Consider the following 25,494-nt stretch of genomic DNA (forward strand, 5'->3'; position numbering starts at 1 on the left):
GCCTGTTTCACCAGGCCCTCCGGGCGCTTCCCTTCGGTCTTGCGTTTCCGACTCTATCAGATCCTCGCGGTCCTGATTTCCGCCGGTGCGTTTCGGCCTTTCGGCTTCTGCGCGATTCCAACCTTACCAGATCCGTTCGGCGTTTCCGCTTTCCGTATCCGGCTCCCTGCTGGAGCGGGACGGCCGTCCGGCTTTCGCTTTCCGGCCCTTCCGACGTTATCAGATCCGATTTCCGGTCCGTTGCCGGATCGAATTCGTTTCCGATGCCCCGTCGGCGGGGCGTGTTACGCCTTTCGGCGTGATCACTACTTTAAGCGAATTCCCCTGCGGCGCATAATCGCGCCGTGGCGTCGAATTCCGGCAAGCGAAATAAGACCCCGCCGGGGGTTGATCGTTCGTAGGTAGTGGGTTCGCGTCGCTCGGCGGCCCGCGCAGACAGCGCTGCCCGTGTCAAGCGGCTCGGGCTACGTTAGGCGGTCCGGCGGGCAGAGTCAAGCAGCCCTGTTCCGGCGCTTGCGCGGCACGTGGGCGCGGTACGGGCTGACGGTGGGATCGCCGTCGATCCAGAAGCGCCACGGGTGCACGGCGCCCTCGCCGCTGATGCCCGTACGCGGGCCGTTGAGCACCTCGCCCGTCTCCGCCGGGTGTCCGTGCAGGACGGTGAGCGGCTGGTCCGGGTCGGTGGAGCAGATGTCCGTACCGTCCAGGGAGCGGTCGATGTCGAGGGCGGTGGCGAGCCGGGCCGGGCCCTTGGCGAGTTCGCGGGCGTTGCGTGCCTTCGGACGGCGTTCGGCCGCCTGCTGTGTTCCGGTGAGCACTTCGCCGGCCCGCAGCAGGACACCGCTGGCGGTGCCTTCCTTGTTGCAGACCAGGTTGAGGCTGAACCACATGCCGTAGATGAAATACACGTACGCGTGGCCGGGCGGTCCGAACATCGAGGCGTTGCGCGCTGTGCGTCCCCGGTAGGCGTGGGAGCCCGGGTCCGAGGAGCCGTTGTAGGCCTCCACCTCGGTGATGCGCAGTTCGATCGGCCCCTGCGGGGTGCGGCGTACGAGAGTGCGGCCGAGCAGCTCAGGCGCGACGTCCAGGACGGGACGGTCGAAGAAGTCCCGCGTGAGCGGTCGGCGGTCCGGTGCGACGATCATGCGGATCAAGGGTAACGGAGAGCGACGCGAACCATCGGGTGGGCGACTGGCCACCGGGGCCTTCCGTTGGGAAGGTGGCGCCCACGGAACCGGCCGGCGCCGCCCCGCGTGGGTAGCTGACGGACCGGGCCGCGATCATGGCGCATCACACGAGGTACAGGCGTCTCGCCTGGGGAGGAACGAGCATGGGGTTCAAGAAGCTGCTGGCCAGCTTGGGGGCCGGAGGCGCATCGGTGGAGACGGTGCTCTTCGAGGAGAACGTCGTGCCGGGCGGGGTCGTGCAGGGCGAGGTGCGGATCCAGGGCGGTTCGGTCGCCCAGCAGATCGAGAAGCTGTCGGTCGGTCTCCAGGCGCGGGTGGAGGTCGAGGGTGGCGAGCAGGAGTACAAGCGGGACGTCGAGTTCACCAGGCTGCAGCTCGGCGGGGCTTTCGAGGTGCAGGCCGGGGCGGTGCACACGGTGCCGTTCGGGCTGGAGATCCCGTGGGAGACGCCGGTGACGACATTCCTGGGGCAGCAGCTGCACGGGATGCACGTGGGGGTGACGACGGAGCTGGCGATCGCCCGCGCGGTGGACTCCGGCGACCTCGATCCGGTCAACGTCCATCCGCTGCCCGCGCAGCAGGCCCTGCTGGACGCCTTCGGCCGGCTCGGGTTCCGGTTCAAGGGCGCGGACCTGGAGCAGGGGCACATCCGCGGCACCCGGCAGCGGCTGCCGTTCTACCAGGAGATCGAGTTCCACGCGCCGCAGCAGTACCGCGGTCTGAACCAGGTCGAGCTGTCCTTCGTCGCGGACGACCGGGAGATGGACGTGGTGCTGGAGATGGACAAGAAGCCGGGGCTCTTCAGCGAGGGCAGCGACACGTACCGCTCGTTCGTGGTGCCGCTGGACGGGTACCAGGCGACCGACTGGGCGGCGTACCTCAACCAGTGGCTGGCCGAGGTCGGCGGCAAGCGCAACTGGCTCTGAGCGCCTGTCCCCGCCCCCGGCCGGACGCCCGCCCGGCACCCAGGCTCTAACCTGGCCGGACAGTGTCCATTCGCGACTCAGGAGGTGTCCAGGTGTCCGAGCTCAAGCGCCGGCCGCTCCCGCACGATTTCCATCCGCCGGTGGCCGGGTTCACCGTGGTGAGCGACGAGGTGACCGACGGCGGGACGCTCCCGTCGGCACAGGTGCAGGCGGACGGCAACACCTCGCCGCACCTGCGGTGGGAGGGCGCGCCGGAGGGGACCCGCAGCTACGCGGTCACCTGCTTCGACCCGGACGCGCCGACCGGCAGCGGTTTCTGGCACTGGTCGGTCTTCGACATTCCCGCGTCGGTCACCGAGCTGCCCGCCGGGGCCGGCAGCGGTGACATGAAGGGGCTGCCGGAGGGCGCTGTCCACGTACGCAACGACGCGGGGTCGCGGGACTTCACGGGTGCGGCGCCGCCGCCCGGTGACGGCCCGCACCGCTACGTCTTCACGGTGTACGCGGTGGACCAGGACAAGCTCGGCCCGGACGCGGACGCGACGCCAGCCGTGGTCGGCTTCAACCTGCGGTTCCACGCGATCGGCCGGGCGCAGCTGATCGGCGAGTACGAGGTGCCGGCCGAGAGCTGAGCAACGGGCCGGTGTCCGGGCCCAGGCCGCTTTCTCGGCCGGGCCCGGACACCGGCTTTTTAATGCGTTGCGCCCCGGCGCTTCCGCTCGCACAGTGGTGCTTGGCTGGCAAACGGCTCGCAGTACGGCCGTCGGGCAGCCGGCACCGCAGCGGCGGAGGCGGTGGGGCGCAGGTGTGTCGCCCCCCGCCTGCCGGAGTCCGCTCTCGTGTCGGACGGCCGCGTCGGCTGCCATACGCTCCGGGGTCCCGGCAAGCGCACGGGGGTGGGGCCCCGGAGCGTGCCGCCCGTTCCGCGCCGTGGCGTGCCTCCTTCCGCCCCCTTCGCGCACCCGTGTCTTCACCTCCCCGTCATCTGCCATCTCCCTTGTGGCGTGCGGAAATTGCGTTGTCCAGGGGATCACTGGACCTGCACAGTGGAGCCACTTCGCCGAGCGGCGAACGGGGACCGGGAGGTGGACGGGATGCGCGAGACACTGGTACTCAACGCGAGCTTCGAGCCGCTGGCGACGGTGTCGCTGCGGCGCGCGGTGGTGCTGGTCATGCAGGACAAGGCCGTGGTCGAGCAGGCGCATCCCGGGCTGCGGATCCGGGCGGCGGCGGTGGACGTTCCGGTGCCGCGGGTGATCCGGCTGAGCAGGTACGTACGGGTGCCGTTCCGAAGACAGGCGGCGTGGTCGCGGCGGGGTGTGCTGGTACGTGACCAGCACCGGTGCGCGTACTGCGGGCGGCGGGCGACGACCGTGGACCACATCGTGCCGCGGTCGCGCGGCGGCGGGGACGACTGGCTGAACACGGTCGCGTCCTGCGCCGAGGACAATCACCGCAAGGCGGACCGGACGCCGGAGCAGGCGGGGATGCGGCTGCTGACGCGGCCGTTCGAGCCGACGCCCGCCGATGTGCTGGTGGCGGCGCTGGCCGGTTCCGCACGGGAGGAGCTGCCGCAGTGGCTGGGGCTGCCCGCGTAGCGCTCGTACGGGTCAGTTGAGCAGCAGTTGGGTGATCGCCGCGATGCCGACGGCGACGATCACCCCGCGCAGTACGGCCGGTGGCAGGCGGCGGCCGATCCGCGCGCCGATCAGGCCGCCGAGGGCCGAGCCGGTGGCGATGAGGACGACGGCGAGCCAGTCGATGTGCGCGGCGAAGAGGAAGAAGAGCGCGGCGACGCCGTTGACGAACAGGGCCAGCACGTTCTTGACGGCGTTGAGGCGTTGCAGGTCCTCGCTGAGCAGCAGGCCCATCAGGGAGAGGTAGAGGACTCCCTGGGCGGCGCCGAAGTAGCCGCCGTACATGCTCGCGAAGAGGATTCCGGTCAGCAGCACGGCACCACCGTCCGTGCGGACGGTGGTGCCGTTGCGTTCACGGCGGGCGCGCAGCGCGGCGGCGAGCCGGGGCTGGAGGACGACGAGGACGAGTGCCACGGCGATCAGGACGGGCACGATCGCGTCGAAGGCGTCGGACGGCAGCACCAGGAGCAGGGCCGCGCCGATCAGGCCGCCTGCCAGGGCCGCGGCGCCGAAGCGCCGTATGCGGCGCCCCTGGCCGGCCAGTTCGCGGCGGTAGCCGATCGCGCCGCTGAGCGAACCGGGGACCAGGCCGAGGGTGTTGGAGACGTTGGCGGTGACCGGCGGCAGGCCGATGGCCAGCAGGACCGGGAAGGTGATCAGGGTCCCGGAGCCGACGACGACGTTGATCGCGCCGGCGGCGCCGCCCGCCGCGAGGACGGCGAGCGCTTCCCAGACGGTCATACGGTCTCCCTGGTGCATGATCGGTACGGTCCGGCTGATCATGCACCAGGGCCCGCCCCCGGGGACAGCACTTCGTGTGCGCTGCCGGGGGCGGGCCCTGGGAGGAACCGGGTCGGTCGACGGACGACCGGGTCAGTCGATGGTCGGCTGCTCGCGGTGCGGGCCGGACTTGGTCGTTCCGGGGCCGCCGGCCGGGGCGCCGCCGCCCGCGGGGTTGAAGCTGTTGATGGCGCCACCGAGGCCCTTGAGGGCGTCGCCGATCTCGCTGGGCACGATCCAGAGCTTGTTGGCGTCGCCCTCGGCGATCTTCGGCAGCATCTGGAGGTACTGGTAGGACAGCAGCTTCTGGTCCGGGTCGCCGGCGTGGATGGACTCGAAGACCACCCGGATCGCTTGCGCCTCGCCCTCGGCGCGCAGCGCGGCGGCCTTGGCCTCACCTTCGGCGCGCAGGATCGAGGACTGCTTCTCACCTTCGGCGGTGAGGATCTGGGACTGCCGGACACCTTCGGCCTGGAGGATGGCGGCGCGCTTGTCACGGTCGGCGCGCATCTGCTTCTCCATCGAGTCCTGGATGGAGGTCGGCGGCTCGATGGCCTTGAGCTCGACGCGGTTGACGCGGATGCCCCACTTGCCGGTGGCCTCGTCCAGGACGCCGCGCAGTGCCGCGTTGATCTCCTCGCGGGAGGTCAGGGTCCGTTCCAGGTCCATGCCGCCGATGATGTTGCGCAGGGTCGTGACGGTCAGCTGCTCGATCGCCTGGATGTAGCTGGCGACCTCGTACGTCGCGGCGCGCGCGTCGGTGACCTGGTAGTAGATGACGGTGTCGATGTTCACGACCAGGTTGTCCTGGGTGATCACCGGCTGCGGCGGGAAGGGGACGACCTGTTCGCGCAGGTCGATGCGGTTGCGGATGGAGTCGATGAACGGGACGACGATGTTCAGGCCCGCGTTCAGGGTGCGGGTGTAGCGGCCGAAGCGCTCGACGATGGCGGCGCTGGCCTGCGGGATGACCTGGATCGTTTTGATGAGTGCGATGAAAACGAGCACCACCAGGATGATCAGGACGATGATGATCGGTTCCACTGCGGCTCCCCGGTACCCCTCGGTTACTGGCTGCGGCGGCCTGGGCCGGCCCTGTCTTGATCGAGTCTTTCAGAGCGACGGGCAGGCGCGCTGGCGGTTCGCCTCATCCGTGCGCTCGTAGGACGACTGGCTTGAACGCTCACATGACCACCGCGGTGGCGCCTTCGATCTCCACCACGTCCACCTTCTGCCCCGGCTCGTAGACCTGGTCGGCGTCCAGCGCGCGGGCGGACCAGACCTCGCCGCCCAGCTTGACCCGGCCGCCGGCCCCGTCGACCCGCTCCAGGACCGTGGCGGAGCGGCCCTTGAGGGCGTCGATGCCCGAGGCCAGTTGCGGGCGTTGGTTGCGGTGGCGGTTGGCGATGGGGCGTACCACCGCGATGAGCGCGACCGAGACGGCGGCGAAGACGACGAACTGCATGACCGTGCCCCCACCGAGGCCCGCGGTGACCGCGCCGGCGACGGCGCCGACCGCGAGCATCCCGAATTCGGGCATCGCGGTCACGACGAGCGGAATGCCCAGTCCTACGGCGGCGATGAGCCACCACACCCATGGATCCACGCCTTCATGGTAGATCCGCCGGACGGCCCGGGACAGGGGCCGTCCGGTCAGGAAGGGGCGGCGGGATCAGGAGAGCGGCAGGCCCTGGGCGGTCCAGCGGTCGCCGTTGCGCTCGACGACCAGCGGCAGGCCGAAGCAGTGGGAGAGGTTGCTGGAGGTCAGCTCCAGGTCGAGCGGTCCGGCGGACAGGACCTTGCCCTGGCGGATCATCAGGACGTGGGTGAAGCCCGGCGGGATCTCCTCGACGTGGTGGGTGACCATGATCATGGAGGGCGCGTACGGGTCGCGGGCGAGCCGGCCGAGGCGGCGTACGAGGTCCTCGCGGCCGCCGAGGTCGAGGCCGGCCGCGGGCTCGTCCAGGAGGAGCAGCTCGGGGTCGGTCATCATCGCGCGGGCGATCAGGGTGCGCTTGCGCTCGCCCTCGGAGAGGGTGCCGAACTTCCGGTCCAGGTAGGCGTTCATGCCGAGGCGGTCGAGGAAGGCGCGGGCGCGCTGCTCGTCGATGTCCTCGTACTGCTCGCGCCAGCCTGCGGTCATGCCGTACGCGGCGGTCAGCACGGTCTGCAGGACGGTCTGGCTGCGCGGCAGCTTGTCGGCGAGGGCGATGCCGGCCACGCCGATGCGCGGGCGCAGGTCGAAGACGTCGACCTTGCCGAGGGTCTCGCCGAGGATCGAGGCGGTCCCGGTGCTCGGGAAGAGGTAGCTGGAGGCGACGTTGAGCAGGGTGGTCTTGCCGGCGCCGTTGGGGCCGAGGATCACCCATCGCTCGCCCTCCTTGACCGACCAGGAGACCTGGTCCACCAGAGCCCGTCCTTCGCGGACCACGGATACGTCCACCAGCTCCAGCACATCGCTCATGAGCGCGTTGTCTCCCATTGCATATCGGTCGTCTCGTGCGCCTGTGGGCGCATCCCCCCTGCAAACCTACGCCACTCGATGTCAGTGCCTGTCCTTAGGCTGGGGACATGCTCGATGAACCTCGTTCGGGACGGCTGGCCGCGTGGGGAAATGCCCTGTTGGCCGGGCTTGTCTCGCCTGATGAAGCCGCGCAGCGGATCGCGGACGACGACGCGGTGCACCGCGTGCGGGACCTGCCCGGGGAGCCGGGTCCGGTCGGGCTGACGCTCGCGCTGGGGCGGCTGCGGGCGCTCGGCGCGACGGGCCTGCGGGTGGCGCTGCCGGTGCCGGGGCATCCGCTGGGGCTGAGCGGCCCCCCGGAGTTCAATGCGCGGGCGCTGGAGGCCGGGGAGGCGGTGCTGGCGTCCGGGGCGGCGCTGGGGCTCGTCCCGGAGGTGTGGGAGTCGGGCCCCGAGGGCGCCGAGGTGGCGCGCGAGGACGTGCATGTCGAGGTGGTCTGGCACTGCCTGCCCGTACGGGACGCGCCCCCGGCGGACGTGCCCTCGCTCGGCGAGGCGGAGCGGGAGCTGGCGGAGGCGCTGCGGGAGGCGACCGAGGTGCTCTCCCGGCTGGACGTGGCAGGCTCGGGGCCGGTCGCCCAGGCGGCGCTGGAGGCGTACCGCGCGCGGGCCGAGGCGGGGCGGCAGGTGCTGGCGCCCGGCTATCCGCCGCGGGCGGTGCGGGTGCTGGAGCTGGCGCAGCGGGTCGGCGCGCTCATCGGCATCGCGCAGGGCGCCGGCGGGGACGGGCGGGAGCACGGTGGCGCGGTGAGCGCGTCCGAGATGGCGGCGCGGGCCGAGGTGCTGCGTCCGGTGGAGCGCACGGCCCGGCGGGCGCAGGTGGCGGCGTACAACGCGTACGTGGAGGAGGCGGAGCGGCGCCGGGGGTGAGCGCCGGCGGGCCGGGCCCGCGACCGTGCAGAGAGACGGACACGGCCGGCCGTGTCCGTACGGGAGAGCCGCGCCCGGACGGCGTCGCGGCCGCCCGGCCCGCGCACGGGAAAGGCCCCGCCGACCGGGGTGCGGTCGGCGGGGCCTTCAGGCGGACGCGGGTGCTGACGCGGTCCGGGGTGTGCCGTGGATCAGTGGTTCACGGCGGTGTTGTGGTGGGCCGGGTTGAGGACGCCCACGACGTTGATCGTGTTCCCCGAGACGTTCACGGGCACGTCCACGGGGATCTGTACGAGGTTGCCCGAGAGGACGCCGGGCGACTTGACGGCCGCACCGTTGGCGTGCGCGTGCCCGGTCGCGGCGGCGGAACCGGCAGCGGCGCCGGCGGCCAGTCCGGCGGTGGCGAGAACGAGAGCGGCCTTCTTGGCGGTGTTCATGGAAGTGTTCCTCACGTGTCGGCGCGGAGCCGCGGGGTGATGGTCATCGGGTGCGGGGTGAGACCGGCCCGTCGGGGGTGGGTGGCCGGGCCGGTCTGTCGCGCGGAGGCGGTCAGGAGTTGTGGCCGCGGTTCCCGAAGGCCGGGTTCAGGACGCCGACGACCGAGACGGTGTTGCCGGTGACGTTGACCGGAACGTGCACCGGGACCTGGAGCAGGTTGCCCGCGAGGACACCGGGGGAGTTCACGGCGTGGCCCTGCGCGACACCCTGGGCGGAGGCGATACCGGCACCGGCGACGGCGAGTCCGCCCGTGGCGATCGTGACGGCCACGGCCCTCTTGATGTTCTTCACTTCTCTGACCTCTCCTCACAACGGCCGCGGTCGACTTCCGCGGCACGCCATGGAGAACGGCCGGACGCCCGACGGGTTGCGCCACACGGGTGACGTCCACCCGACGGTATGAATCTCGGATCGGATGACGGCGGACCGGCCCGTGCCCTGATAGTCGGATGACCGCGGGCGCCCGGGCCGGGTCCGGACGCCCTTCAGGCCCCGATGCCGTGCCGGACCGCCCAGAGGGCGGCCTGGGTGCGGTCGGCCAGGTCGAGTTTCATCAGGATGTTCGAGACGTGGGTCTTGACGGTCTTCTCGGACAGAACCAGTGCGCGGGCGATCTCGCGGTTGGAGCGGCCGTCCGCTATCAGGCCGAGGACCTCGCGTTCCCGGTCGGTCAGTGAGGTGCCGCGCCCCTGGCCGTTGTTGCTCTCCTCCTGGGAGAGCAGCGCGCCGGCCACCTCGGGCTGGAGCAGGACGTGTCCGGCGTGTACGGAGCGGATGGCGCCGGCCAGTGCGTCCGGGTCGACGTCCTTGTAGACGTAGCCCGCGGCGCCCGCGCGGAGGGCCGGGACGACGGTGCGCTGCTCGGTGAAGCTGGTGACGACCAGCACACGGGCCGGGTTGTCCAGTTCGCGTAGCTTGCGGAGGGCTTCGATGCCGTCCATGCCGGGCATCTTGACGTCCATCAGGACGACGTCCGGGCGCAGTTGCTCGGCGGCGGCGATGCCCTCGGCGCCGTCGGACGCCTCCCCCACCACCTCGATGTCGTCCTGTACCTCCAGGAACGTGCGCAGCCCGCGGCGGACGACCTGGTGATCGTCCACCAACAGCACCCGAATGGCCCGCCCGTCGCCCGCCCTTCGTTCGAAGCTCCCCCGGGCTTCGCCAGGGGGGACCCCCATCGCGCTGCCCCTCTCGTCTTCACCCACCGGGTACCTCCATCTCCACAGCGGTGCCCTTGCCGGGCTCCGATTCCACGGTGAGCCGGCCGCCGACGCCGCTCGCCCGGTCGCGCATCGACACCAGTCCCAGATGCCGCCCGGCGCGGCGGACCGCGCCGGTGTCGAAGCCGCGGCCGTCGTCGGCGACGCGCAGCAGGGCACCCTGGCCGTGCCGTACGAGGGTGACCTCGACGCGGTCGGCGCCGGCGTGCCGCAGGGCGTTGTGCAGGGCTTCCTGGGCGACGCGCAGCAGTGCCTCCTCCTGGGCGGCGGGCAGGGCGCGTATCCCCTGGGCCTCGAAGGTGACGTGTGCGTGGTGGGCGCGGTCCAGGACCTGGGCCTGGGAGCGCAGGGTGGCGACGAGGCCGTCCTCGTCCAGGGCCGCCGGCCGCAACTCCACGACGGCGGCGCGCAGTTCGTCGGCGGCTTCCGCGGCGAGGGCGGCGACCTGCTGCAACTCGCCCTTGGCGCGGGCCGGGTCGCGGTCCACCAGGGCGGTGGCGGCCTGGGCGGTCAGCCGCAGCGAGAAGAGTTTCTGGGCGACGGCGTCGTGCAGTTCGTGGGCGAGGCGGGCGCGCTCCCCCGCGATGGTCAGTTCGCGGCTGCGCTCGTAGAGGCGGGCGTTGGTCAGGGCGATGGCGGCGTGCTGGGCGAGTATGCCGAGCAGCCGTTCGTCCTCGGCGGTGAAGCCGCAGCCGCCCGCGGGCTTGGGGCATTTCTTGTTGGCGAGGAAGAGCGCACCGAGGATCTCGTCGCCGTCGGCGACCGGCAGGCCGATGAAGTCGGACATGTCCGGGTGGGCGGCGGGCCAGCCGCCGAAGCGCGGGTCGGTGCGGACGTCGGCGAGCCGCTCCGGGGTGGCGTTGTGCAGCATCGCGGCGAGGATGCCGTGCTGGCGCGGCAGCGGGCCGATGGCCTTCCACTGCTCCTCGCTGACGCCGTCGACCACGAACTGGGCGAAGCCGCCGTGGTCGTCGGGCACGCCGAGGGCGGCGTACTCGGCGTCGAGCAGTTCGCGGGCGGAGGCGACGATCGTCTTGAGGACGTCGCGTACCTCCAGGTGCCGGCTCATGGCGAGGATCGCGCTGCTCACGGCGGGGATCCCGGCGCCCGGCCCGTCTCCCGGCCCGTGTCCGTCTCCCGGTCCGTTGGTCATGGCTTCACGGTACCGGCGGGCAGTGACACCCGTATCGGACCACCGGCGGCCCTCGCTTAGGCCGTCGGGCCTAGGGCGAAGTGCCCTGGGCCGTCCCGCCCGCTGCCCGAGGTGGCCCGGGCCGCCCGGTTCCTAGCGTGAGCGGCAAGGACGCATGTCGATGCGGAGAGGCGGTGCGGGCCATGCCGGTGGCAGTGATCACGGGGGCGTCGAAGGGGCTGGGGAGGGCGCTGGGTGCGGCGCTGGCCGGGCGCGGCTGGGATCTGGTGGTGGACGCCAGGTCGGCCGGGCCGCTGGAGGAGGCGGCGCGGGGGCTGCGCCGGGCGGGGGCGCGGGTGGTGGCGCTGCCCGGGGACGTGACGGACGCCTCGCACCGGGCGGAGTTGGTGGCCGCGGCGCGGGAGCTGGGCGGTCTGGATCTGCTGGTGAACAACGCGAGTGTGCTGGGTGCCGAGCCGCTGGTGCGGCTGGAGGAGCATCCGCTGGCCGGGCTGCGGGCGGCGCTGGAGGTCAACGCGGTGGCGCCGATGGGGCTCGTACAGGAGGCGCTGCCGTTGCTGCGGGCTTCGCAGCTCTTCGGGGCGTCTGTGGCTTCTCCTTGTACAGGGGACGGCGAGGACTCTTCTCCTTATACGGGGACAGACACCCGTAAAACACGGAGCTCGGCCGGTTCCGGTGGGGCCGTGCTCAACATCAGTTCCGACGCGGCGGCCGAGGCGTACGAGACCTGGGGCGGTTACGGGGCGGCGAAGGCGGCGCTGGACCAGCTCTCGGCGGTACTGGCGGTCGAGGAGCCGGGGCTGCGGGTGTGGTGGGTGGATCCGGGCGACATGCGGACCGATCTGTACGCGGCGGCCGTGCCGGCCGACGACGACTCCGCGCGTCCGCTGCCCGAGACGGTCGTACCGGCGCTGCTGCGGCTGCTGGACGCCGGCGCGGCCAGCGGGCGGTACGCGGCGCAGGGCCTGCTGGACGGTGCCCGGTGACCGCCGAGGTGCTGCGCGTGCCGGCGGAGCTGTCGGCGCGGGAGCCGGCCGAGCAGCGCGCGCCGGGGCGGGGGCGGGACGCGGTGCGGCTGCTGGTCAGCCGGGGTACGGCGGAGCCGGCGCACCACGCGTTCCGGGAGCTGCCGCAGCTGCTGTCGGCCGGAGACGTGCTGGTGGTGAACACGTCGCGGACCCTGCCGGCGGCGCTGGACGGCCGGATCGGGGACGGGCGGGGGCGCGGCGAGCCGGTGGTGGTGCACTTCTCGACGCGGGCGGACCGGCGGTATCCGAGGCCGGAGGCGGCGCCCGGGGACTGGGCGGTGGAGCTGCGGGCGCCGGACGGCCGGGGCAGTACCCGGCAGCGGGCGGGCGGCCCGGCGGGCACGGTGGTGCGGCTGCCGGGCGGCGCGCGGCTGACGCTGCGGGCACCGGTGGACCCCGGGAGCGTACGGCTGTGGTGGGCGCGGGTGCCGGGGGCGCCGGTGCTGGACGTGCTGCGCCGGTACGGGCGGCCGATCCGGTACGGCTACACGGACCGGGACCAGCCGCTGTCGGCGTACCAGACGGTGTTCGCGGTGGGCTCGCCGGACGGCGGCGGCAGCGCGGAGATGCCGAGTGCGGCGCGGCCGTTCACCGCGTCGCTGGTGGCGCGGCTGGTGAGCAGGGGTGTGCAGATCGCGCCGGTGACGCTGCACACGGGGGTGGCGTCGGCGGAGGCGTACGAGGCGCCGTATCCGGAGCGCTTCGAGGTGCCGCCGTCCACGGCGTGGCAGATCAACGCGGCGCGGGCGGGCGGCGGGAAGGTGGTGGCGGTGGGGACGACGGCCGTGCGGGCGCTGGAGAGCGCCGCCGGTGCGGACGGGCGGATCCGGGCGGCCTCCGGGTGGACCGATCTGGTCGTCACCCCGGAGCGCGGGGTGCGGGCGGTGGACGGGCTGCTGACCGGGCTGCACGAGCCGGAGGCGTCGCACCTGCTGATGCTGGAGGCGGTCGGACGGGCGGCCGCGGGCGGGGCGGCCTTCGGGGACGCGCTGTGCCGGGCGTACGCGGAGGCCGTACGGCAGCGCTACCTGTGGCACGAGTTCGGGGATCTCCACCTCGTCCTGCCGTCCTGAGCTCCAGACTCGGAGCATGTCGACACCAACGAGGAACTGGACACCGACCCACGGCGATCCCTACCGGTCGGTGCCGTACCACCCGGAGCGGATGCAGGCCGGCGAATCGCTGGCCCGCGCCGCCGAGCTGCGGGAGCGGATGGACCGGCGGCGGACCGTCCGGCAGTTCTCCGCCGATCCGGTGCCGGAGCAGGCGGTGAAGGACGCCATCGCCTGCGCGGCCACCGCTCCGTCCGGCGCGCATCAGCAGCCCTGGACGTTCGTACTGGTCAAGGACCCGGAGGTGCGGCGGCGCATCCGGGAGGCGGCGGAGGCGGAGGAACGTGTCTCCTACGCGGGGCGGCTCGGCGAGGAGTGGCTGGCGGCGCTGCGGCCGCTGGGCACGGACGAGATCAAACCGCATCTGACCGACGCGCCCCAGCTGGTCGTCGTCTTCCAGCAGCGGTACTGGCTGGGCCCGGACGGTGCCAGGCACAAGCACTACTACGTGGACGAGTCGGTGGGTATCGCGGTCGGGATGCTGCTGTCCGCGCTGCACCTGTCGGGCCTGTCGGCGCTGGTGCACACGCCGAGTCCGATGCGCTTCCTCCAGGAGGTGCTGGGGCGGCCGGCCAACGAGAAGGCGTTCGCCGTGATTCCGGTCGGATATCCGGCCGAGGACTGTCGCGTACCGGATCTGGTGCGAAAGTCCCTGGACCAGGTGCTGGTGGAGATCTAATTCACTGACACAGTGTGCGAGTGCAATCACACCGGGCAACTAAACCTCTTGCCCGGTGTGACGCCGCACATAGGACCTGCGTCACTTACGAACGACATTAGTGGCTTTGTGGCACGCGTACGACTTTTGGATGATGCGGGGCGTACCTGGGGTGGACCCGGCGATGACGCCGGGAGAACCCGGCCGTGACGCGATATCCGCGCCCCGGGTTCCACTAAGCGGGATCGTAAATCGGCTCTTTGCTCGGCGAATTTTCGGCCGCTAACAATGACTCCCGTCGCTACGGCGCCGTGGACAGAACTCGGCGTGCATCGCCTTTCCCGGCCACAGCGGCGCACCCCCGTTGGAAGAGGTCAGACTCCCCATGCCCAAGCACGCCATTCCCGGCTACGCCCGCCTGAACCGGACGCACAAGCTCTCGGCCGCAGGTGTCGCCGCTGCCGGTGCCGCCGCCCTGGTCTTCGCCGTCGTACCGGGCTCGGCCGGCGCCGAGCAGGGCCACGACCAGGCCGCCGCCCAGCACGTCAAGCCGGTCGCCTTCAGCGCGGTCGACACCGCGGCCAAGACCCAGCAGGACACCATCGGCAAGCAGGCGGACGCCTCCGCCCAGCAGGCCGAGAAGGACGCCGCCGAGGCGAAGAAGAAGGCCGAAGACGCCAAGCAGGAGGCCGACGCCAAGGCCAAGGCCGACCAGGAGCGCAAGGACCAGGAGGCCGCGAGCCGGTCCTCCGACCGCGCCGCCGCGCCCGCCCCGGCCAAGACGTACAGCAACGACCTGGACGGCTGGATCCGGGAATCGCTGGACATCATGCAGAAGAACGGCATCCCCGGCTCGTACGACGGTATCTACCGCAACATCATGCGCGAGTCGACCGGCAACCCGCAGGCCGTCAACGGCTACGACTCCAACGCGCAGCAGGGCACCCCGTCCAAGGGCCTGCTCCAGGTGATCGACCCGACCTTCCAGGCTTACCACGTCGACGGCACCTCCTGGGACATCTTCGACCCGGTCGCCAACATCACCGCCGCGTGCAAGTACGCCGCCGCGACCTACGGCTCGATGGACAACGTCAACTCGGCGTACTGAGCCTGACCGGGTGCGCCGCTGCCGTCCGCTGCGACGGCCGGCCCGTCCGCCACAGGACGCAGAACGCCAGACTGCCGAGGGGCGGCACCCGGTCCGGGTGCCGCCCCTCGGCAGTCGTCGTCGTGCCACGCGCTACTTGCGCATGACCTCCGGCTCGTGGCGGCGCAGCAGCCGGGCCACCACGAAGGCGAGGGCCACACCGAGCGCGAGCAGGATGATCATGTCCATGGCGTAGACGCTCGCCTCGTGCTTCCACAGCGGGTCGGGGTTGCCCGCCTCCCACGGCAGCAGCGTGTTCATGTCGGCGGTCGCGCCCATCGCGGCCACCGCCCAGCGCGACGGCATCAGCCAGGCCACCTGGGCGACGCCGACCGTGTCGAAGAGCTGGAAGAGCACGCCGGTGAAGACCACCTGCACGATGGCGAACATGACCAGCAGCGGCATGGTCTTCTCGGCGGTCTTGACCAGCGCCGAGATGATCAGGCCGAACATCATCGAGGTGAAGCCGAGCGCGATGACGGCGAGCCCCATCTCGACGGCCGGCAGGTCCTTGAAGAGCACGCCCTCGGTGGGCATCTTGCGCGGGGTGAAGCCGATCGCCGCGATGATCACGCCCTGGAAGGCGGTGACCACGCCGAGCACGATCACCTTGGACATCAGGTACGCGGAGCGCGACAGGCCGGTGGCCCGTTCGCGCTCGTAGATGACCCGCTCCTTGATCAGTTCACGGACCGAGTTGGCAGCGCCGGAGAAGCACATGCCGACCGCGAGGATCAGCATGATCGTGCTGGCGTCGCGGTTGGGGCCCTTGGGCCCGTACCCCAGGCCGTGCTGGCTGGGGATGAGGATGGAGACCACGCCGAGCACGGCCGGCAGGATCAGCATCAGGCCGAGGAAGCCGCGGTCGGAGGCGAGCACGGAGACGTAGCGCCGCATCAGGGTCCACAGCTGCGAGCCCCAGCTCTGCGACTTCTGCATCCGGGCCGGGGGCGGCTGGACCGCCACCGACTGCGGGGCGACGGCGTCGATGTCCGCGGCGTACATCTGGTAGTGCGGGGAGCCGCGCCAGCGGCCCATCCAGTCGTAGTCGCGGTAGTTCTCGAAGGCGGAGAAGACGTCCGCCCAGGAGTCGTACTGGAAGAAGTTCAGCGCCTCCTCGGGCGGGCCGAAGTAGGCCACGCCGCCGCCCGGCGCCATCACCAGCAGCTTGTCGCACAGGGCCAGCTCGGCGACGGAGTGGGTGACCACCAGGACCGTGCGGCCGTCGTCGGCGAGGCCGCGCAGCAGCTGCATGACGTCGCGGTCCATGCCCGGGTCGAGGCCGGAGGTCGGCTCGTCGAGGAATATCAGCGACGGCTTGGTCAGCAGCTCCAGGGCGACCGAGACGCGCTTGCGCTGGCCGCCGGACAGGGAGGTGACCTTCTTGTCCTTGTGGACGTCGAGCTTGAGCTCGCGCAGCACCTCGTCGATGCGGGCCTTGCGCTCGGACTCGGCGGTGTCGCCGGGGAAGCGCAGCTTGGCCGCGTACTTGAGGGCCTTCTGGACGGTCAGCTCCTTGTGGAGGATGTCGTCCTGCGGGACCAGGCCGATGCGCTGGCGCAGCTCGGCGAACTGCTTGTAGAGGTTGCGGTTGTCGTACAGGACGTCGCCCTGGTCGGCGGGGCGGTAGCCGGTCAGCGCCTTGAGCAGAGTGGACTTGCCGGATCCGGACGGGCCGATGACCGCGATCAGCGACTTCTCCGGGACGCCGAAGGAGACGTCCTTGAGGATCTGCTTGCCGCCGTCGACGGTGACGGTCAGGTGGCGGGCGGAGAAGGAGATCTCGCCGGTGTCGACGAACTCCTCCAGCCGGTCGCCGACCAGCCGGAAGGTGGAGTGGCCGACGCCGATGATGTCGTTCGGGCCGACCGGCGCCTTGCCGGACTTGGGGACCGGCTGGCCGTTGATGTACGTGCCGTTGTGGCTGCCGAGGTCGTGGATCTCGAAGCGGCCGTCGGGCGTGGCCCGGAACTCGGCGTGGTGGCGGGAGACCTGGAGGTCGGAGACGACCAGCTCGTTCTCCAGCGCGCGGCCGATGCGCATGACGCGGCCGAGGTCGAGGCGGTGGAACGTGGTCGGGCTGCGGTCGCCGTAGACCGGCGGGGCGGTGGCGCGGGACCGGTCCGCGGGGGGCTGCTGGGCCGCGGGCGGCTGCTGCCCGGCGGGGGGCCTGCCGTGGGGCGGCGGCTGCTGGGCGTACGGAGCCTGCGGCGGCTGGTGCCAGCCCTGCTGCGGCACCTGGTGGGCCGGGGCCTGGTGCGGTGCCTGGTGGGCGGGTGCCTGGTGGAGTGGCGGCTGCTGGGCCTGCGGCGGCGCGGCCCAGCCGGGACCGCCCTGCTGCTGCGGCGCGGGCCGGGCCTGCGGCGGGGCCATCGCGGTCTGCGCGCCGTGCACGCCGGCCGGCGCGGCGCTGCCGGACAGGGTCAGCCGCGGGCCGTCGCTGGCGTTGCCGAGGTGCACCGCGGAGCCGGGGCCGATCTCCAGTTGGTGGATCCGCTGCCCCTGGACGTACGTGCCGTTGGTGCTGCCCTGGTCTTCGATGATCCAACTGCGCCCGCCCCAGCGCACGGTGGCGTGCCGCCAGGAGACCCTGGCGTCGTCCAGCACCATGTCACCCTGCGGATCTCTGCCCAGGCTGTAGGACCGGGACGGGTCGAGCGTCCAGGTCCGTCCGTTCAATTCGAGTACGAGTTCAGGCACTCCATGCCCCATTACATAGTCCCCCGAGTGACGCCCTGTATGGGAAGTCTAGGGATGGCGAACATCGTGAGGAACTATTTCAGGCGCGGTGCCCGGAGCCAAAAAACCGGTCACGCAAGGTCGTGAGCCGCTCGCGTTGACGGCGGCGAAAGGCCCACGGAGAGTGGTAAGCGCCCACGGATGCCCATGGATGCGTACGGATCATGGCATCGCGCGCGTTCGGGGCGACCCGTCTCGGATCGGGGGACTGCCGATGACCGCCGCGAGGACCGCGGGAATCCGCTGGGGCGATGTGGTGCTGTCCGCCGTCGCCGCGGTCAGCTGGGCGTTCCTGGCGATGGCCGGGGTGGCCGCGCTGGGGCTGCACCTGCTCGGCGCCGACTCGGCGGCGTCGCTGGGGCCGCTGACGGCCGCGGCGGTGGTGCTGGCCGTGGGCGGGTCGGTGACGCCGTCGGGGGATGTGAGTGCCTTCGGGCTGGAGGGGCAGGCAGCCGAATCGGCCGTCGACATCGCGCCGTTGGGCGTGGGCCTGGTGGGTGCCCTGGTGCTGGGGTGGGTGTTCGCCCGCTCACTGCGCCGGGTCGGCGCGACCCTCGGGTGGGGTGAACTGGCCGCCAGGGCCGGGGCGTCGGCGGCGCTGTTCGTCGGCCTGCTGGCCTTTCTGGGCTGGGCCGGACACGACTCCGTAACGATCGACGGCAAGACGCTGGCCGGGCTGGGCGGGCTCGTCGGTGGCGGGGGCGGCGGCTCGGGAGGCGGCAGCGGTGACGGAGGGCTGCTGGACCGGCTGCGGGACGGCCTGGGGGCCCTCGGGGTCGGTGACGGCGGTGACGGTGCCGGCGGCGGGCTGCCCGAACGGATCACGGACCTGATCGGCGCCGAGGCGTCCGTCGGGTTCGCGGTGAACACCGGTGCCTCCCTCGTAGGCGGTGCGGTGTGGGTGCTCGGCGTGCTGGTCGTCGCGGTGCTGGCGGCCCGGCGGGCACCGCTGCCCCGTGGACTGGAGGCGGCCCACCGCTTCGTGCGGCCCGCGGCGTCGGCGCTGGTCACGGTGGCGCTGGTGGCGGTGGCCGCCGGCCTGGCGGCAGCCGGGTACGCGGCCGTCGGCGACGACCATCCCCGGCGGGTGCTCGGGGCGGCGCTGCTCGCCGCCCCGAACGGCGGGTGGCTCGGCATTCCGCTGGGCCTGTTCGTCCCCTGGCACGGCAGCGCGTCCGGGGTGCTCACCCGGTTCCTGCCCGCCCCCGTCGACCGGCTGCTCGACGGGCGCGACGAGGCTCAGCTGACCATCGGGCGGCTCGCCGAGCTGGACGGGCGGGTGTGGCTGCTGCCGGTGGCCGCCGGGCTGATGATGCTGCTCGCGGGCGTGCTCACGGCGGTGCGTACGCCGCGGGAGGGCGCCCGGACACTGTCTTTCGCGCTGCGGTGCGCGGCCGGGCTGGGCGCGCTGACGGCGCTGGCGCTGCCGCTGATGGTGCACCTGACCGGCGTCTCGGCGAACGCGAGCCTGTCCGTCTTCGGCTTCGACGCCTTCGGCGCGGGCCTGGAGCTGCGCGGCAGCGTGCCGGCGGCGTTCGCGCTGGGGGCGGTGTGGGGCGCGGCCGCGGGCCTGGTGGGCGGGCTGCTGGCGTGCGCCGCCGGGGCCGCCGGGCGGCGGGCGGTACGGCTGCCCGGCCGCGCGGAGCCGCCACCGGAGGGCGTACGGGAATACGGCGCGGCCGTCGACGCCCGTACGCGGGAGTACGGGCCGCCCGGCTCCCGGGACCATCCCGGTACCGCCTACCGGCCCGGCCCGTACAGTCCCTCCCCCGCCTACCGGCCGCCGCACGCGGACACGAACCCGTACCTGCGCCCGCCGCAGGGTGCGGAGCCGCCCCGGACGTCCGCCGGCGGGCCGCCGCCCGGGGAACCGCCGCGCAGGCAGAGCTGGCCGGCCCCGCCGCCGGGGCCGCTGCCGGAGACCCAGACCTGGCCGCCACCGCCCGAAGAGCCCCCGGACACCCAGACCTGGCCGCCGCGCCCGGAGCAGCCCCCGGACACCGGGAGCGGACGCCCGGCCCCGGAGCAGCCTCCGCGCTCCCAGGGTCAGCCCCCCTCCCCGCCCGAGCAGCCCCCACGCCCTCCGGACCGGCGTCCGCCCTCGGAGCGGCCCCGTACCCAGAACTGGCGCCCGCCGCCCGCCGGGCACGCGGCGCCGACGGCGCGCCGCCCCGGGAGCAGGCCGCCGGAGCCTCCGCCCCCGCCCGAATCCCGCCCCACGGTGGGCGGCGGCCGCCGCACGCCCCCTCCCCCGCGTCCCCCGGCGCCGCCGAAGCCGCGCGGCAAGCCGCGGCAGGACCGCGAGGACCCGCCCGACGGTCCGCCGCCTCCTCCCGGACGTCCGGGAGGAGGACGCTGACCAGGGGGGCGTCCGTACCACGGACACCTGTACGGGGGCCGGCGCGGGCCGGTTACCGTAAGAGCACCATGAGCGCATCGCAGATCCCGCCTGCCACCGCCGTACCGGGCGACGACGTACCGACCCTTCTCGTCAAGATCTTCGGCAAGGACCGGCCCGGCATCACCGCCGGGCTCTTCGACACCCTGGCCGCCTACTCCGTCGACGTCGTCGACATCGAGCAGGTGGTCACCCGGGGCCGCATCGTGCTGTGCGTCCTGGTCACCTCCCCCGTCCCGGCCGGCGGCTCGTCCGGCGCGACCGAGGGCGACCTGCGGGCCACCGTGCACAGCTGGGCCGAGTCGCTGAACCTCCAGGCCGAGATCATCTCCGGCACCGGCGACAACCGGCCGCGCGGAACCGGCCGCTCGCACGTCACCGTCCTCGGCCACCCGCTCACCGCGGAGTCCACCGCCGCCATCGCCGCCGCGATCACCGGCACCGGCGGCAACATCGACCGTATCTTCCGGCTCGCCAAGTACCCCGTCACCGCCGTGGAGTTCGCCGTCTCCGGCACCCCGACCGAACCGCTGCGCACCGCGCTGGCCACCGAGGCGGCCGCGCTCGGCGTGGACGTCGCGGTGGTCGCCTCGGGGCTGCAGCGCCGGGCGCAGCGGCTGGTCGTCATGGACGTCGACTCCACCCTCATCCAGGACGAGGTCATCGAGCTGTTCGCGGCGCACGCGGGCTGCGAGCGGGAGGTCGCCGAGGTCACCGCGGCGGCGATGCGCGGCGAGCTGGACTTCGAGGAGTCGCTGCACGCCCGTGTCGCCCTGCTGAAGGGGCTGGACGCGGAGGTGGTGGAGCTGGTGCGCAAGGAGGTACGGCTGACGCCCGGCGCGCGGACGCTCGTGCGCACCCTCAAGCTCCTCGGCTACCAAGTCGGTGTCGTCTCGGGCGGATTCACCCAGGTCACCGACGCGCTCCAGGAGGAGCTGGGGCTGGACTTCGCGTCCGCCAACACGCTGGAGATAGTGGACGGCAAGCTCACCGGCAAGGTCACCGGCGAGATCGTGGACCGGGCGGGCAAGGCCCGGCTGCTGCGCCGCTTCGCGCACGAGGCCGGTGTGCCGCTCGCGCAGACCGTCGCGATCGGCGACGGCGCCAACGACCTGGACATGCTGAACGCGGCGGGCCTGGGCGTCGCCTTCAACGCCAAGCCGCTGGTACGCCAGGCGGCGCACACGGCGGTGAACGTGCCGTTCCTGGACACCGTGCTGTACCTGCTGGGCATCACCCGTGAAGAGGTCGAGGCGGCGGACGCGCACGACGACTGAGCACCCGGGTACGGGAGACGGCTGAGCACCCCGACACGGATGAGGGCTCCGGCGCACCTGGCGTCGGAGCCCTCACCCGTACGGTGCGGCCGGGTCACCGGTTCACACGTTCACCGGTTCACGCGTGCGGCGCCCAGAAGGCACTCAGGCGGGCGACGCCGAGCTCGACCGTCTTCCAGGAGCCGGAGAAGGTCAGCACGGCGATCGCGGAGGTCGGGAAGCCGCTGCGGTTCATCCGCGGCAGCAGGTCGCCCTCGGCCTCGCCCGCCAGCGCGTCGGCGAGTCCGTGCATGCCGGGGTTGTGGCCGACCAGCATCAGGTCGGTGACGTCGTCGGGGGTCTCGTTCAGCACCGCGATCAGTTCGCCGACGGAGGCTTCGTACAGCCGCTCCTCGTAGACGGTGCGGGGGCGCTGCGGCAGCTCGCTCACGACGAGCTTCCAGGTCTCACGCGTACGCGCGGCGGTCGAGCACAGGGTCAGGTCGGGGGTGATCCCGGAGCCGGCCAGCCAGTGGCCGGCGACCGGGGCGTCCTTGCGGCCTCGCTCCGCGAGGGGGCGCTCATGGTCGCTCTCCTGCGACCAGTCGGCCTTGGCATGGCGAAGCAGGACAATCCGGCGAGGTGTTTCGGCGCTCATGTGTCCAGCTTCGCACGAAACGCAGCGCGGGGCGCGAGGTGTTGGGGCGCTCCCCCCGCAGGGTGAACGCTCGTCCCGTACGCCGCCGTCACCGGCCTCATCCCGCGATGCCGAAGAGGCGGGCGAGGAATTCGAGCACGGGCGCCAGGCCCTGGGACGCGCTCACCGCGTGCGCCGGGGACGGTGCCGTCATGACGACGAGCAGCGCGACGAAGGCGACGACGGCGAGGGCCACGGCCCACCACGGCAGGCCCGTGCGCGCGCCGGGACGGCGGGAGACGGACGGCCTGCTGGAGACGGCGGACATCGGTGGCCTCCGGGGAATTCGGCGGGGACGACGCGGCCGCGTGGTGCGGCCGCGCCCACCGCAGCGGCACGGTGTGCTTCGAACCTACGGTCCCCCGGGGGCCGTTCCCATCCGGTACGCCACCCACTTGCCCCTGACCCTGGCCCCCTAGGGGACGGTGGGGCTGGCCCCACCCCCGGCGCGGCCGGACGCCGGGGGCGGGCCGCAGCCGCGACGCGTCAGGGTGAGGCGAGGCTCGCGATGACGGCGATGACGGCGGTCACGGCGAGCATCGCGCCCAGGACGATGAGCAGCTTCTTCTGTCCGCCCGGCGGATTCGGTTCGAGCACTGGCATGGCTTCAGTGTCGCACCTTGGCCTCGTCCTCCATCCGGCGGTCCCGGCCCGCCAGCATCCCGACCGCCATCTGGGGCACCATCAGCCCGGCCATCAGCGCGATGGGCAGCCCCCAGCCGCCGCTGTGCTGGTAGAGGGTGGCCACCAGGAGCGGCCCGGGGATGGAGATCAGGTAGCCGACGCTCTGCGCGAAGGCGGACAGCCGTACGACGCCCTCGGCGCTGCGCGAGCGCATCCCGATCATCGTCAGGGCCAGCGGGAAGGAGCAGTTGGAGATGCCGAGCAGCAGCGCCCAGGCCCAGGCGCCGGAGGCCGGGGCCAGCCACAGCCCGGCATAGCCGGCCAGCCCGCAGACGCCGAGCCCGACGGCCAGCGACCCCTGGTTGCGCATCCGGGCGGCCACCCGTGGCAGCACGAAGGACAGCGGGACGCCCATCGCCATCGTGACGGCGAGCAGCACGCCCGCGGTGCCCGCCGGGACCCCGGCGTCGCGGAAGATCTGCGGCATCCAGCCCATGGTGATGTACGCGGCGGTGGCCTGGAGGCCGAAGAAGACGGCCAGCGCCCAGGCGGTCGGCGAGGTACTGACGCGCAGCGTGGCGGCCGGCGCGGCGGGCTGCCGAGCAGCCGGCCCGCCCTCTCCCCCGCGGCCGCGGACGACCGTCAGCCAGGGCAGGACGGCGAGTACGGCGAGCACCGCCCACACCACCAGGCCGGACTGCCAGCTGCCGCCGAGCGCGCTGGTGATGGGGACGGTGAGCGCCGCGGCGAGCGAGGTGCCCAGGGCGAGCGCCATCGAGTACAGGCCGGTCAGCGGGCCGACGCGGTCCGGGAACCAGGTCTTGATGACCACCGGCAGCAGGACGTTGCTGACCGCGATGCCCGCGAGGGCCAGCGCGGTGGCGGCGAGGAAGCCGGCGGTGCTGCCGGTGTAGGGCCGTACGACGACGCCCGCGGCGATCGCGGCCATCCCGGCGCAGACGACCGCGCCGGGGCCCCAGCGCCGGGCCAGCCGCGGGGCGGCGGTGCCGAAGACCGCGAAGCACAGGGCCGGTACGGAGGTGAGCAGCCCGGCGACGGTCGCGCTCATGCCCAGGCCGGACCGTACCTCTTCCATGAGCGGGCCGAGGCTGGTGATGGCCGGGCGGAGGTTGAGGGCGGCCAGGACCAGGCCGGCGACCATGAGGAACGGCAGGGCCCGCCCGGCGGCCGGGGCGCGGGCCGGTTCCGGGACGGCTGCCGGAGCCGCGGCCGGTGCGGCCGAGGCGGTCGTGTGCTGCTGCGGCGGCGCGCCGGGGGGCCCGGCGCCGGAGCCGAGTGTCGCGAGGGAGTCGTCTGACATGCTCGTCATCATAGAATCATAGGATGAATGAATGTCCAGCCACCGGCCGGATCCCGTGCCCGGCAGGCTCGCTATCCTCTCGCGGTGCCGACCGACGGCCTTCGGACCCCGACTCCACTGGAGCGCTGACATGCCACTGACCTCGCCCCGGCGCTCCGCACTGGCGGACCAGGTGATCACCCAGCTGCGGGCGCAGATCACCTCCGGCGAATGGCCGGTCGGCTCCCGCATCCCGACCGAACCCGAACTCGTCGAACAGCTCGGAGTGGCCCGCAACACCGTCCGCGAGGCCGTACGCGCCCTGGCGCACAACGGCCTGCTGGACATCCGCCAGGGCTCCGGCACATACGTGGCGGCGACCAGCGAGCTGGCCGGGGTGATGAACCGCCGCTTCGCCGACGCCGACCCCGAGCACGTGGCGGAACTGCGCAGCGCCCTGGAGGCGTCGGCGGCCCGGCTCGCCGCCCGCCGCCGCACCGACCAGGACCTGCGGCAGCTCGACACCGCGCTGGAGCGGCGCGAACGGGCCTGGGAGTCCGGCGCGGCGACGGCGTTCGTGGAGGCCGACGCGACGCTGCACATGGCGGTCGTCGCGGCCTCGCACAACGAGGTCCTGGCCGAGCTGTACGCGGACCTCGGCGGCGTACTGCGCGAGTTCCTGCGCGCCGACGTGGGCGACGTCCTGCGGCCCGAGGCGCACGTGGACCACGCGCGCCTGGTGGCGGCGATCCGCGCGGGCGACGACGAGCGCGCCGCGGCCGAGGCGAGCGCCCACCCCTTCGGCTGCCGCCTCAGCGCCCAGCGCAGCGGCTGACCCGTACGACGCACCCGTAAGACCCCACGCGCGTACGACGCACCCGTAGAACGCACCCCGTTAACGCGCGCTGCCCGCCCCGGCGGACCGGGACGGGCAGCGTTGCGGCGCTACAGGCGCTGAGGGTGTCAGGCACCCATCATGTGCACGCCACCGTCGACGTGGACGATCTCGCCGGTGGTCTTGGGGAACCAGTCCGAGAGCAGGGCGACGACGCCACGGCCGGCCGGCTCCGGGTCGGTCAGGTCCCAGCCGATCGGCGCGCGGGTCGACCACACGTCCGTCAGCTCCTCGAAGCCGGGGATGGAGCGGGCGGCCATCGACTTGATCGGCCCCGCCGAGACCAGGTTGCAGCGGATGTTCTTCGGGCCCAGGTCACGGGCCAGGTAGCGGGAGGTGGCCTCCAGCGCCGCCTTGGAGACGCCCATCCAGTCGTACTTGGGCCAGGCCATCTGCGCGTCGAAGTCCATGCCGACGACCGAGCCGCCGCGCTTCTCCAGCAGCGGGAGCAGTGCCATGGTCAGGGCCTTGAGGGAGTACGCCGAGACCTCGACGGCCGTTGCGACCGACTCCCACTCGGTGTTCAGGAAGTTGCCGCCCAGCGCGTCCTGCGGGGCGAACCCGATGGAGTGCACGACACCGTCGAGCTGGTCGTCGCCGAAGTGCTCGGTGACCTTGGCGGCCAGGCCGTCCAGGTGCTCCTTGTTCTGCACGTCCAGCTCGATGACCGGAGCGGGCTTCGGCAGCCGCTTGGCGATGCGCTCGACGAGGGAGAGCCGGCCGAACCCGGTCAGTACGACCTCGGCGCCCTCCTCCTGCGCCAGCCTGGCGACGTGGAAGGCGATCGAGGCGTCCGTGAGGACCCCCGTGACCAGAATGCGCTTGCCTGCGAGGATTCCACTCATG

The 25,494-nt window shown here is 72.7% G+C and carries 26 protein-coding genes; 11 read left to right on the forward strand and 15 right to left on the reverse strand.

Annotation, left to right across the window (positions count from 1 at the left end):
- Positions 1 to 491: 491 nt before the first annotated feature.
- Positions 492 to 1,145 carry a DNA-3-methyladenine glycosylase gene (locus tag ACZ4Z1_RS19805; protein ID WP_468487891.1) on the reverse strand — a complete coding sequence of 218 codons (654 nt, stop codon included), beginning with the start codon at positions 1,143 to 1,145 and terminating at the stop codon, positions 492 to 494.
- A gap of 185 nt (positions 1,146 to 1,330) precedes the next feature.
- Between ACZ4Z1_RS19805 and ACZ4Z1_RS19810 the strand changes: the two genes are divergently transcribed.
- The 3 genes from ACZ4Z1_RS19810 to ACZ4Z1_RS19820 all read left to right on the forward strand — a co-directional run bounded on the left by ACZ4Z1_RS19810 (position 1,331) and on the right by ACZ4Z1_RS19820 (position 3,711).
- Positions 1,331 to 2,113, forward strand: coding sequence for a sporulation protein (locus tag ACZ4Z1_RS19810; RefSeq protein ID WP_468487892.1), 783 nt, complete (start codon positions 1,331 to 1,333; stop codon positions 2,111 to 2,113).
- Positions 2,114 to 2,205: 92 nt separating this feature from the next.
- Complete coding sequence (locus ACZ4Z1_RS19815) at positions 2,206 to 2,745, forward strand: YbhB/YbcL family Raf kinase inhibitor-like protein (protein ID WP_468487893.1); 540 nt, start codon at positions 2,206 to 2,208, stop codon at positions 2,743 to 2,745.
- Between the two features lie 462 nt (positions 2,746 to 3,207).
- Positions 3,208 to 3,711, forward strand: a complete 504-nt coding sequence (locus tag ACZ4Z1_RS19820; RefSeq protein ID WP_468487894.1) for an HNH endonuclease — start codon at positions 3,208 to 3,210, stop codon at positions 3,709 to 3,711.
- A gap of 12 nt (positions 3,712 to 3,723) precedes the next feature.
- Here the strand turns inward: ACZ4Z1_RS19820 and ACZ4Z1_RS19825 are convergent, their stop codons facing one another.
- The 4 genes from ACZ4Z1_RS19825 to ACZ4Z1_RS19840 all read right to left on the reverse strand — a co-directional run bounded on the left by ACZ4Z1_RS19825 (position 3,724) and on the right by ACZ4Z1_RS19840 (position 6,994).
- Complete coding sequence (locus tag ACZ4Z1_RS19825) at positions 3,724 to 4,491, reverse strand: sulfite exporter TauE/SafE family protein (RefSeq protein ID WP_468487895.1); 768 nt, start codon at positions 4,489 to 4,491, stop codon at positions 3,724 to 3,726.
- Between the two features lie 132 nt (positions 4,492 to 4,623).
- Positions 4,624 to 5,574, reverse strand: coding sequence for an SPFH domain-containing protein (locus tag ACZ4Z1_RS19830; protein WP_468487896.1), 951 nt, complete (start codon positions 5,572 to 5,574; stop codon positions 4,624 to 4,626).
- Positions 5,575 to 5,713: 139 nt separating this feature from the next.
- A complete protein-coding gene (locus tag ACZ4Z1_RS19835) occupies positions 5,714 to 6,124 on the reverse strand; it encodes an NfeD family protein (RefSeq protein ID WP_468488139.1) in 411 nt (136 codons plus the stop codon).
- 78 nt (positions 6,125 to 6,202) lie between these two features.
- On the reverse strand, positions 6,203 to 6,994 hold the full coding sequence (locus ACZ4Z1_RS19840; protein ID WP_468487897.1) for an ABC transporter ATP-binding protein: 792 nt from the start codon (positions 6,992 to 6,994) through the stop codon (positions 6,203 to 6,205).
- A 107-nt stretch (positions 6,995 to 7,101) separates the two neighbouring features.
- On the opposite strand from ACZ4Z1_RS19840, the gene ACZ4Z1_RS19845 reads away from it, so the two are divergent.
- Positions 7,102 to 7,923 carry a hypothetical protein gene (locus ACZ4Z1_RS19845; protein ID WP_468487898.1) on the forward strand — a complete coding sequence of 274 codons (822 nt, stop codon included), beginning with the start codon at positions 7,102 to 7,104 and terminating at the stop codon, positions 7,921 to 7,923.
- Positions 7,924 to 8,114: 191 nt separating this feature from the next.
- Here ACZ4Z1_RS19845 and ACZ4Z1_RS19850 read toward each other — a convergent pair whose 3' ends face one another.
- The 4 genes from ACZ4Z1_RS19850 to ACZ4Z1_RS19865 form a co-directional block, all read right to left on the reverse strand.
- Positions 8,115 to 8,360 carry a chaplin gene (locus ACZ4Z1_RS19850; RefSeq protein ID WP_468487899.1) on the reverse strand — a complete coding sequence of 82 codons (246 nt, stop codon included), beginning with the start codon at positions 8,358 to 8,360 and terminating at the stop codon, positions 8,115 to 8,117.
- Between the two features lie 112 nt (positions 8,361 to 8,472).
- On the reverse strand, positions 8,473 to 8,712 hold the full coding sequence (locus ACZ4Z1_RS19855; RefSeq protein WP_468487900.1) for a chaplin: 240 nt from the start codon (positions 8,710 to 8,712) through the stop codon (positions 8,473 to 8,475).
- A gap of 194 nt (positions 8,713 to 8,906) precedes the next feature.
- The gene (locus tag ACZ4Z1_RS19860; RefSeq protein WP_468487901.1) at positions 8,907 to 9,599 is read right to left on the reverse strand and encodes a response regulator; all 693 of its coding nucleotides are present in this window, start codon (positions 9,597 to 9,599) and stop codon (positions 8,907 to 8,909) included.
- 19 nt (positions 9,600 to 9,618) lie between these two features.
- Positions 9,619 to 10,794: a GAF domain-containing sensor histidine kinase gene (locus ACZ4Z1_RS19865; protein ID WP_468487902.1), complete on the reverse strand. Its 1,176-nt coding sequence runs from the start codon at positions 10,792 to 10,794 to the stop codon at positions 9,619 to 9,621.
- Between the two features lie 182 nt (positions 10,795 to 10,976).
- Between ACZ4Z1_RS19865 and ACZ4Z1_RS19870 the strand changes: the two genes are divergently transcribed.
- From ACZ4Z1_RS19870 to ACZ4Z1_RS19885, 4 genes are all read left to right on the forward strand, one after another.
- Positions 10,977 to 11,780: an SDR family NAD(P)-dependent oxidoreductase gene (locus ACZ4Z1_RS19870; RefSeq protein ID WP_468487903.1), complete on the forward strand. Its 804-nt coding sequence runs from the start codon at positions 10,977 to 10,979 to the stop codon at positions 11,778 to 11,780.
- Complete coding sequence (locus tag ACZ4Z1_RS19875) at positions 11,777 to 12,895, forward strand: S-adenosylmethionine:tRNA ribosyltransferase-isomerase (protein WP_468487904.1); 1,119 nt, start codon at positions 11,777 to 11,779, stop codon at positions 12,893 to 12,895. The genes ACZ4Z1_RS19870 and ACZ4Z1_RS19875 overlap by 4 nt, the downstream gene beginning before the upstream one ends.
- Positions 12,896 to 12,911: 16 nt before the next feature.
- The gene (locus tag ACZ4Z1_RS19880; protein ID WP_468487905.1) at positions 12,912 to 13,613 is read left to right on the forward strand and encodes a nitroreductase family protein; all 702 of its coding nucleotides are present in this window, start codon (positions 12,912 to 12,914) and stop codon (positions 13,611 to 13,613) included.
- Positions 13,614 to 13,977: 364 nt separating this feature from the next.
- On the forward strand, positions 13,978 to 14,700 hold the full coding sequence (locus ACZ4Z1_RS19885) for a transglycosylase SLT domain-containing protein (protein ID WP_468487906.1): 723 nt from the start codon (positions 13,978 to 13,980) through the stop codon (positions 14,698 to 14,700).
- A gap of 132 nt (positions 14,701 to 14,832) precedes the next feature.
- On the opposite strand, the gene ACZ4Z1_RS19890 is transcribed toward ACZ4Z1_RS19885, so the two are convergent.
- A complete protein-coding gene (locus tag ACZ4Z1_RS19890; protein WP_468487907.1) occupies positions 14,833 to 17,451 on the reverse strand; it encodes an ABC transporter ATP-binding protein/permease in 2,619 nt (872 codons plus the stop codon).
- A 241-nt stretch (positions 17,452 to 17,692) separates the two neighbouring features.
- Between ACZ4Z1_RS19890 and ACZ4Z1_RS19895 the strand changes: the two genes are divergently transcribed.
- Together ACZ4Z1_RS19895 and serB are read left to right on the forward strand one after the other, a co-directional pair.
- Positions 17,693 to 19,837, forward strand: a complete 2,145-nt coding sequence (locus tag ACZ4Z1_RS19895) for a streptophobe family protein (protein ID WP_468487908.1) — start codon at positions 17,693 to 17,695, stop codon at positions 19,835 to 19,837.
- Between the two features lie 68 nt (positions 19,838 to 19,905).
- Positions 19,906 to 21,153, forward strand: a complete 1,248-nt coding sequence (gene serB / locus ACZ4Z1_RS19900; RefSeq protein ID WP_468487909.1) for a phosphoserine phosphatase SerB — start codon at positions 19,906 to 19,908, stop codon at positions 21,151 to 21,153.
- Positions 21,154 to 21,271: 118 nt separating this feature from the next.
- Here serB and ACZ4Z1_RS19905 read toward each other — a convergent pair whose 3' ends face one another.
- From ACZ4Z1_RS19905 to ACZ4Z1_RS19920, 4 genes are all read right to left on the reverse strand, one after another.
- Complete coding sequence (locus ACZ4Z1_RS19905) at positions 21,272 to 21,790, reverse strand: SixA phosphatase family protein (RefSeq protein ID WP_468487910.1); 519 nt, start codon at positions 21,788 to 21,790, stop codon at positions 21,272 to 21,274.
- 97 nt (positions 21,791 to 21,887) lie between these two features.
- On the reverse strand, positions 21,888 to 22,097 hold the full coding sequence (locus ACZ4Z1_RS19910) for a hypothetical protein (protein WP_468487911.1): 210 nt from the start codon (positions 22,095 to 22,097) through the stop codon (positions 21,888 to 21,890).
- A gap of 218 nt (positions 22,098 to 22,315) precedes the next feature.
- Positions 22,316 to 22,432 carry an SGM_5486 family transporter-associated protein gene (locus tag ACZ4Z1_RS19915; RefSeq protein WP_275126387.1) on the reverse strand — a complete coding sequence of 39 codons (117 nt, stop codon included), beginning with the start codon at positions 22,430 to 22,432 and terminating at the stop codon, positions 22,316 to 22,318.
- A gap of 4 nt (positions 22,433 to 22,436) precedes the next feature.
- Entirely contained in the window at positions 22,437 to 23,774 is a 1,338-nt protein-coding gene (locus ACZ4Z1_RS19920) for a CynX/NimT family MFS transporter (RefSeq protein WP_468487912.1), read from the reverse strand.
- A gap of 130 nt (positions 23,775 to 23,904) precedes the next feature.
- On the opposite strand from ACZ4Z1_RS19920, the gene ACZ4Z1_RS19925 reads away from it, so the two are divergent.
- The gene (locus tag ACZ4Z1_RS19925; RefSeq protein ID WP_468487913.1) at positions 23,905 to 24,588 is read left to right on the forward strand and encodes a FadR/GntR family transcriptional regulator; all 684 of its coding nucleotides are present in this window, start codon (positions 23,905 to 23,907) and stop codon (positions 24,586 to 24,588) included.
- A 128-nt stretch (positions 24,589 to 24,716) separates the two neighbouring features.
- Here the strand turns inward: ACZ4Z1_RS19925 and fabI are convergent, their stop codons facing one another.
- On the reverse strand, positions 24,717 to 25,493 hold the full coding sequence (gene fabI, locus ACZ4Z1_RS19930; RefSeq protein ID WP_406520643.1) for an enoyl-ACP reductase FabI: 777 nt from the start codon (positions 25,491 to 25,493) through the stop codon (positions 24,717 to 24,719).
- Position 25,494 lies beyond the last annotated feature (1 nt).

It is taken from the genome of Streptomyces sp. NPDC030165, assembly GCF_055573595.1.

Bases quoted from the DNA above. Each gene is read 5' to 3' on its own strand.
- ACZ4Z1_RS19805 (WP_468487891.1), bottom strand. From the start codon at position 1,145: ATGATCGTCGCACCGGACCGCCGACCGCTCACGCGGGACTTCTTCGAC.
- ACZ4Z1_RS19810 (WP_468487892.1), top strand. From the start codon at position 1,331: ATGGGGTTCAAGAAGCTGCTGGCCAGCTTGGGGGCCGGAGGCGCATCG.
- ACZ4Z1_RS19820 (WP_468487894.1), top strand. From the start codon at position 3,208: ATGCGCGAGACACTGGTACTCAACGCGAGCTTCGAGCCGCTGGCGACG.
- ACZ4Z1_RS19825 (WP_468487895.1), bottom strand. From the start codon at position 4,491: ATGACCGTCTGGGAAGCGCTCGCCGTCCTCGCGGCGGGCGGCGCCGCC.
- ACZ4Z1_RS19840 (WP_468487897.1), bottom strand. From the start codon at position 6,994: ATGAGCGATGTGCTGGAGCTGGTGGACGTATCCGTGGTCCGCGAAGGA.
- ACZ4Z1_RS19845 (WP_468487898.1), top strand. From the start codon at position 7,102: ATGCTCGATGAACCTCGTTCGGGACGGCTGGCCGCGTGGGGAAATGCC.
- ACZ4Z1_RS19850 (WP_468487899.1), bottom strand. From the start codon at position 8,360: ATGAACACCGCCAAGAAGGCCGCTCTCGTTCTCGCCACCGCCGGACTG.
- ACZ4Z1_RS19860 (WP_468487901.1), bottom strand. From the start codon at position 9,599: ATGGGGGTCCCCCCTGGCGAAGCCCGGGGGAGCTTCGAACGAAGGGCG.
- ACZ4Z1_RS19865 (WP_468487902.1), bottom strand. From the start codon at position 10,794: ATGACCAACGGACCGGGAGACGGACACGGGCCGGGAGACGGGCCGGGC.
- ACZ4Z1_RS19870 (WP_468487903.1), top strand. From the start codon at position 10,977: ATGCCGGTGGCAGTGATCACGGGGGCGTCGAAGGGGCTGGGGAGGGCG.
- ACZ4Z1_RS19880 (WP_468487905.1), top strand. From the start codon at position 12,912: ATGTCGACACCAACGAGGAACTGGACACCGACCCACGGCGATCCCTAC.
- ACZ4Z1_RS19885 (WP_468487906.1), top strand. From the start codon at position 13,978: ATGCCCAAGCACGCCATTCCCGGCTACGCCCGCCTGAACCGGACGCAC.
- ACZ4Z1_RS19890 (WP_468487907.1), bottom strand. From the start codon at position 17,451: ATGGGGCATGGAGTGCCTGAACTCGTACTCGAATTGAACGGACGGACC.
- ACZ4Z1_RS19895 (WP_468487908.1), top strand. From the start codon at position 17,693: ATGACCGCCGCGAGGACCGCGGGAATCCGCTGGGGCGATGTGGTGCTG.
- serB (WP_468487909.1), top strand. From the start codon at position 19,906: ATGAGCGCATCGCAGATCCCGCCTGCCACCGCCGTACCGGGCGACGAC.
- ACZ4Z1_RS19905 (WP_468487910.1), bottom strand. From the start codon at position 21,790: ATGAGCGCCGAAACACCTCGCCGGATTGTCCTGCTTCGCCATGCCAAG.
- ACZ4Z1_RS19910 (WP_468487911.1), bottom strand. From the start codon at position 22,097: ATGTCCGCCGTCTCCAGCAGGCCGTCCGTCTCCCGCCGTCCCGGCGCG.
- ACZ4Z1_RS19915 (WP_275126387.1), bottom strand. From the start codon at position 22,432: ATGCCAGTGCTCGAACCGAATCCGCCGGGCGGACAGAAGAAGCTGCTC.
- ACZ4Z1_RS19920 (WP_468487912.1), bottom strand. From the start codon at position 23,774: ATGTCAGACGACTCCCTCGCGACACTCGGCTCCGGCGCCGGGCCCCCC.
- ACZ4Z1_RS19925 (WP_468487913.1), top strand. From the start codon at position 23,905: ATGCCACTGACCTCGCCCCGGCGCTCCGCACTGGCGGACCAGGTGATC.
- fabI (WP_406520643.1), bottom strand. From the start codon at position 25,493: ATGAGTGGAATCCTCGCAGGCAAGCGCATTCTGGTCACGGGGGTCCTC.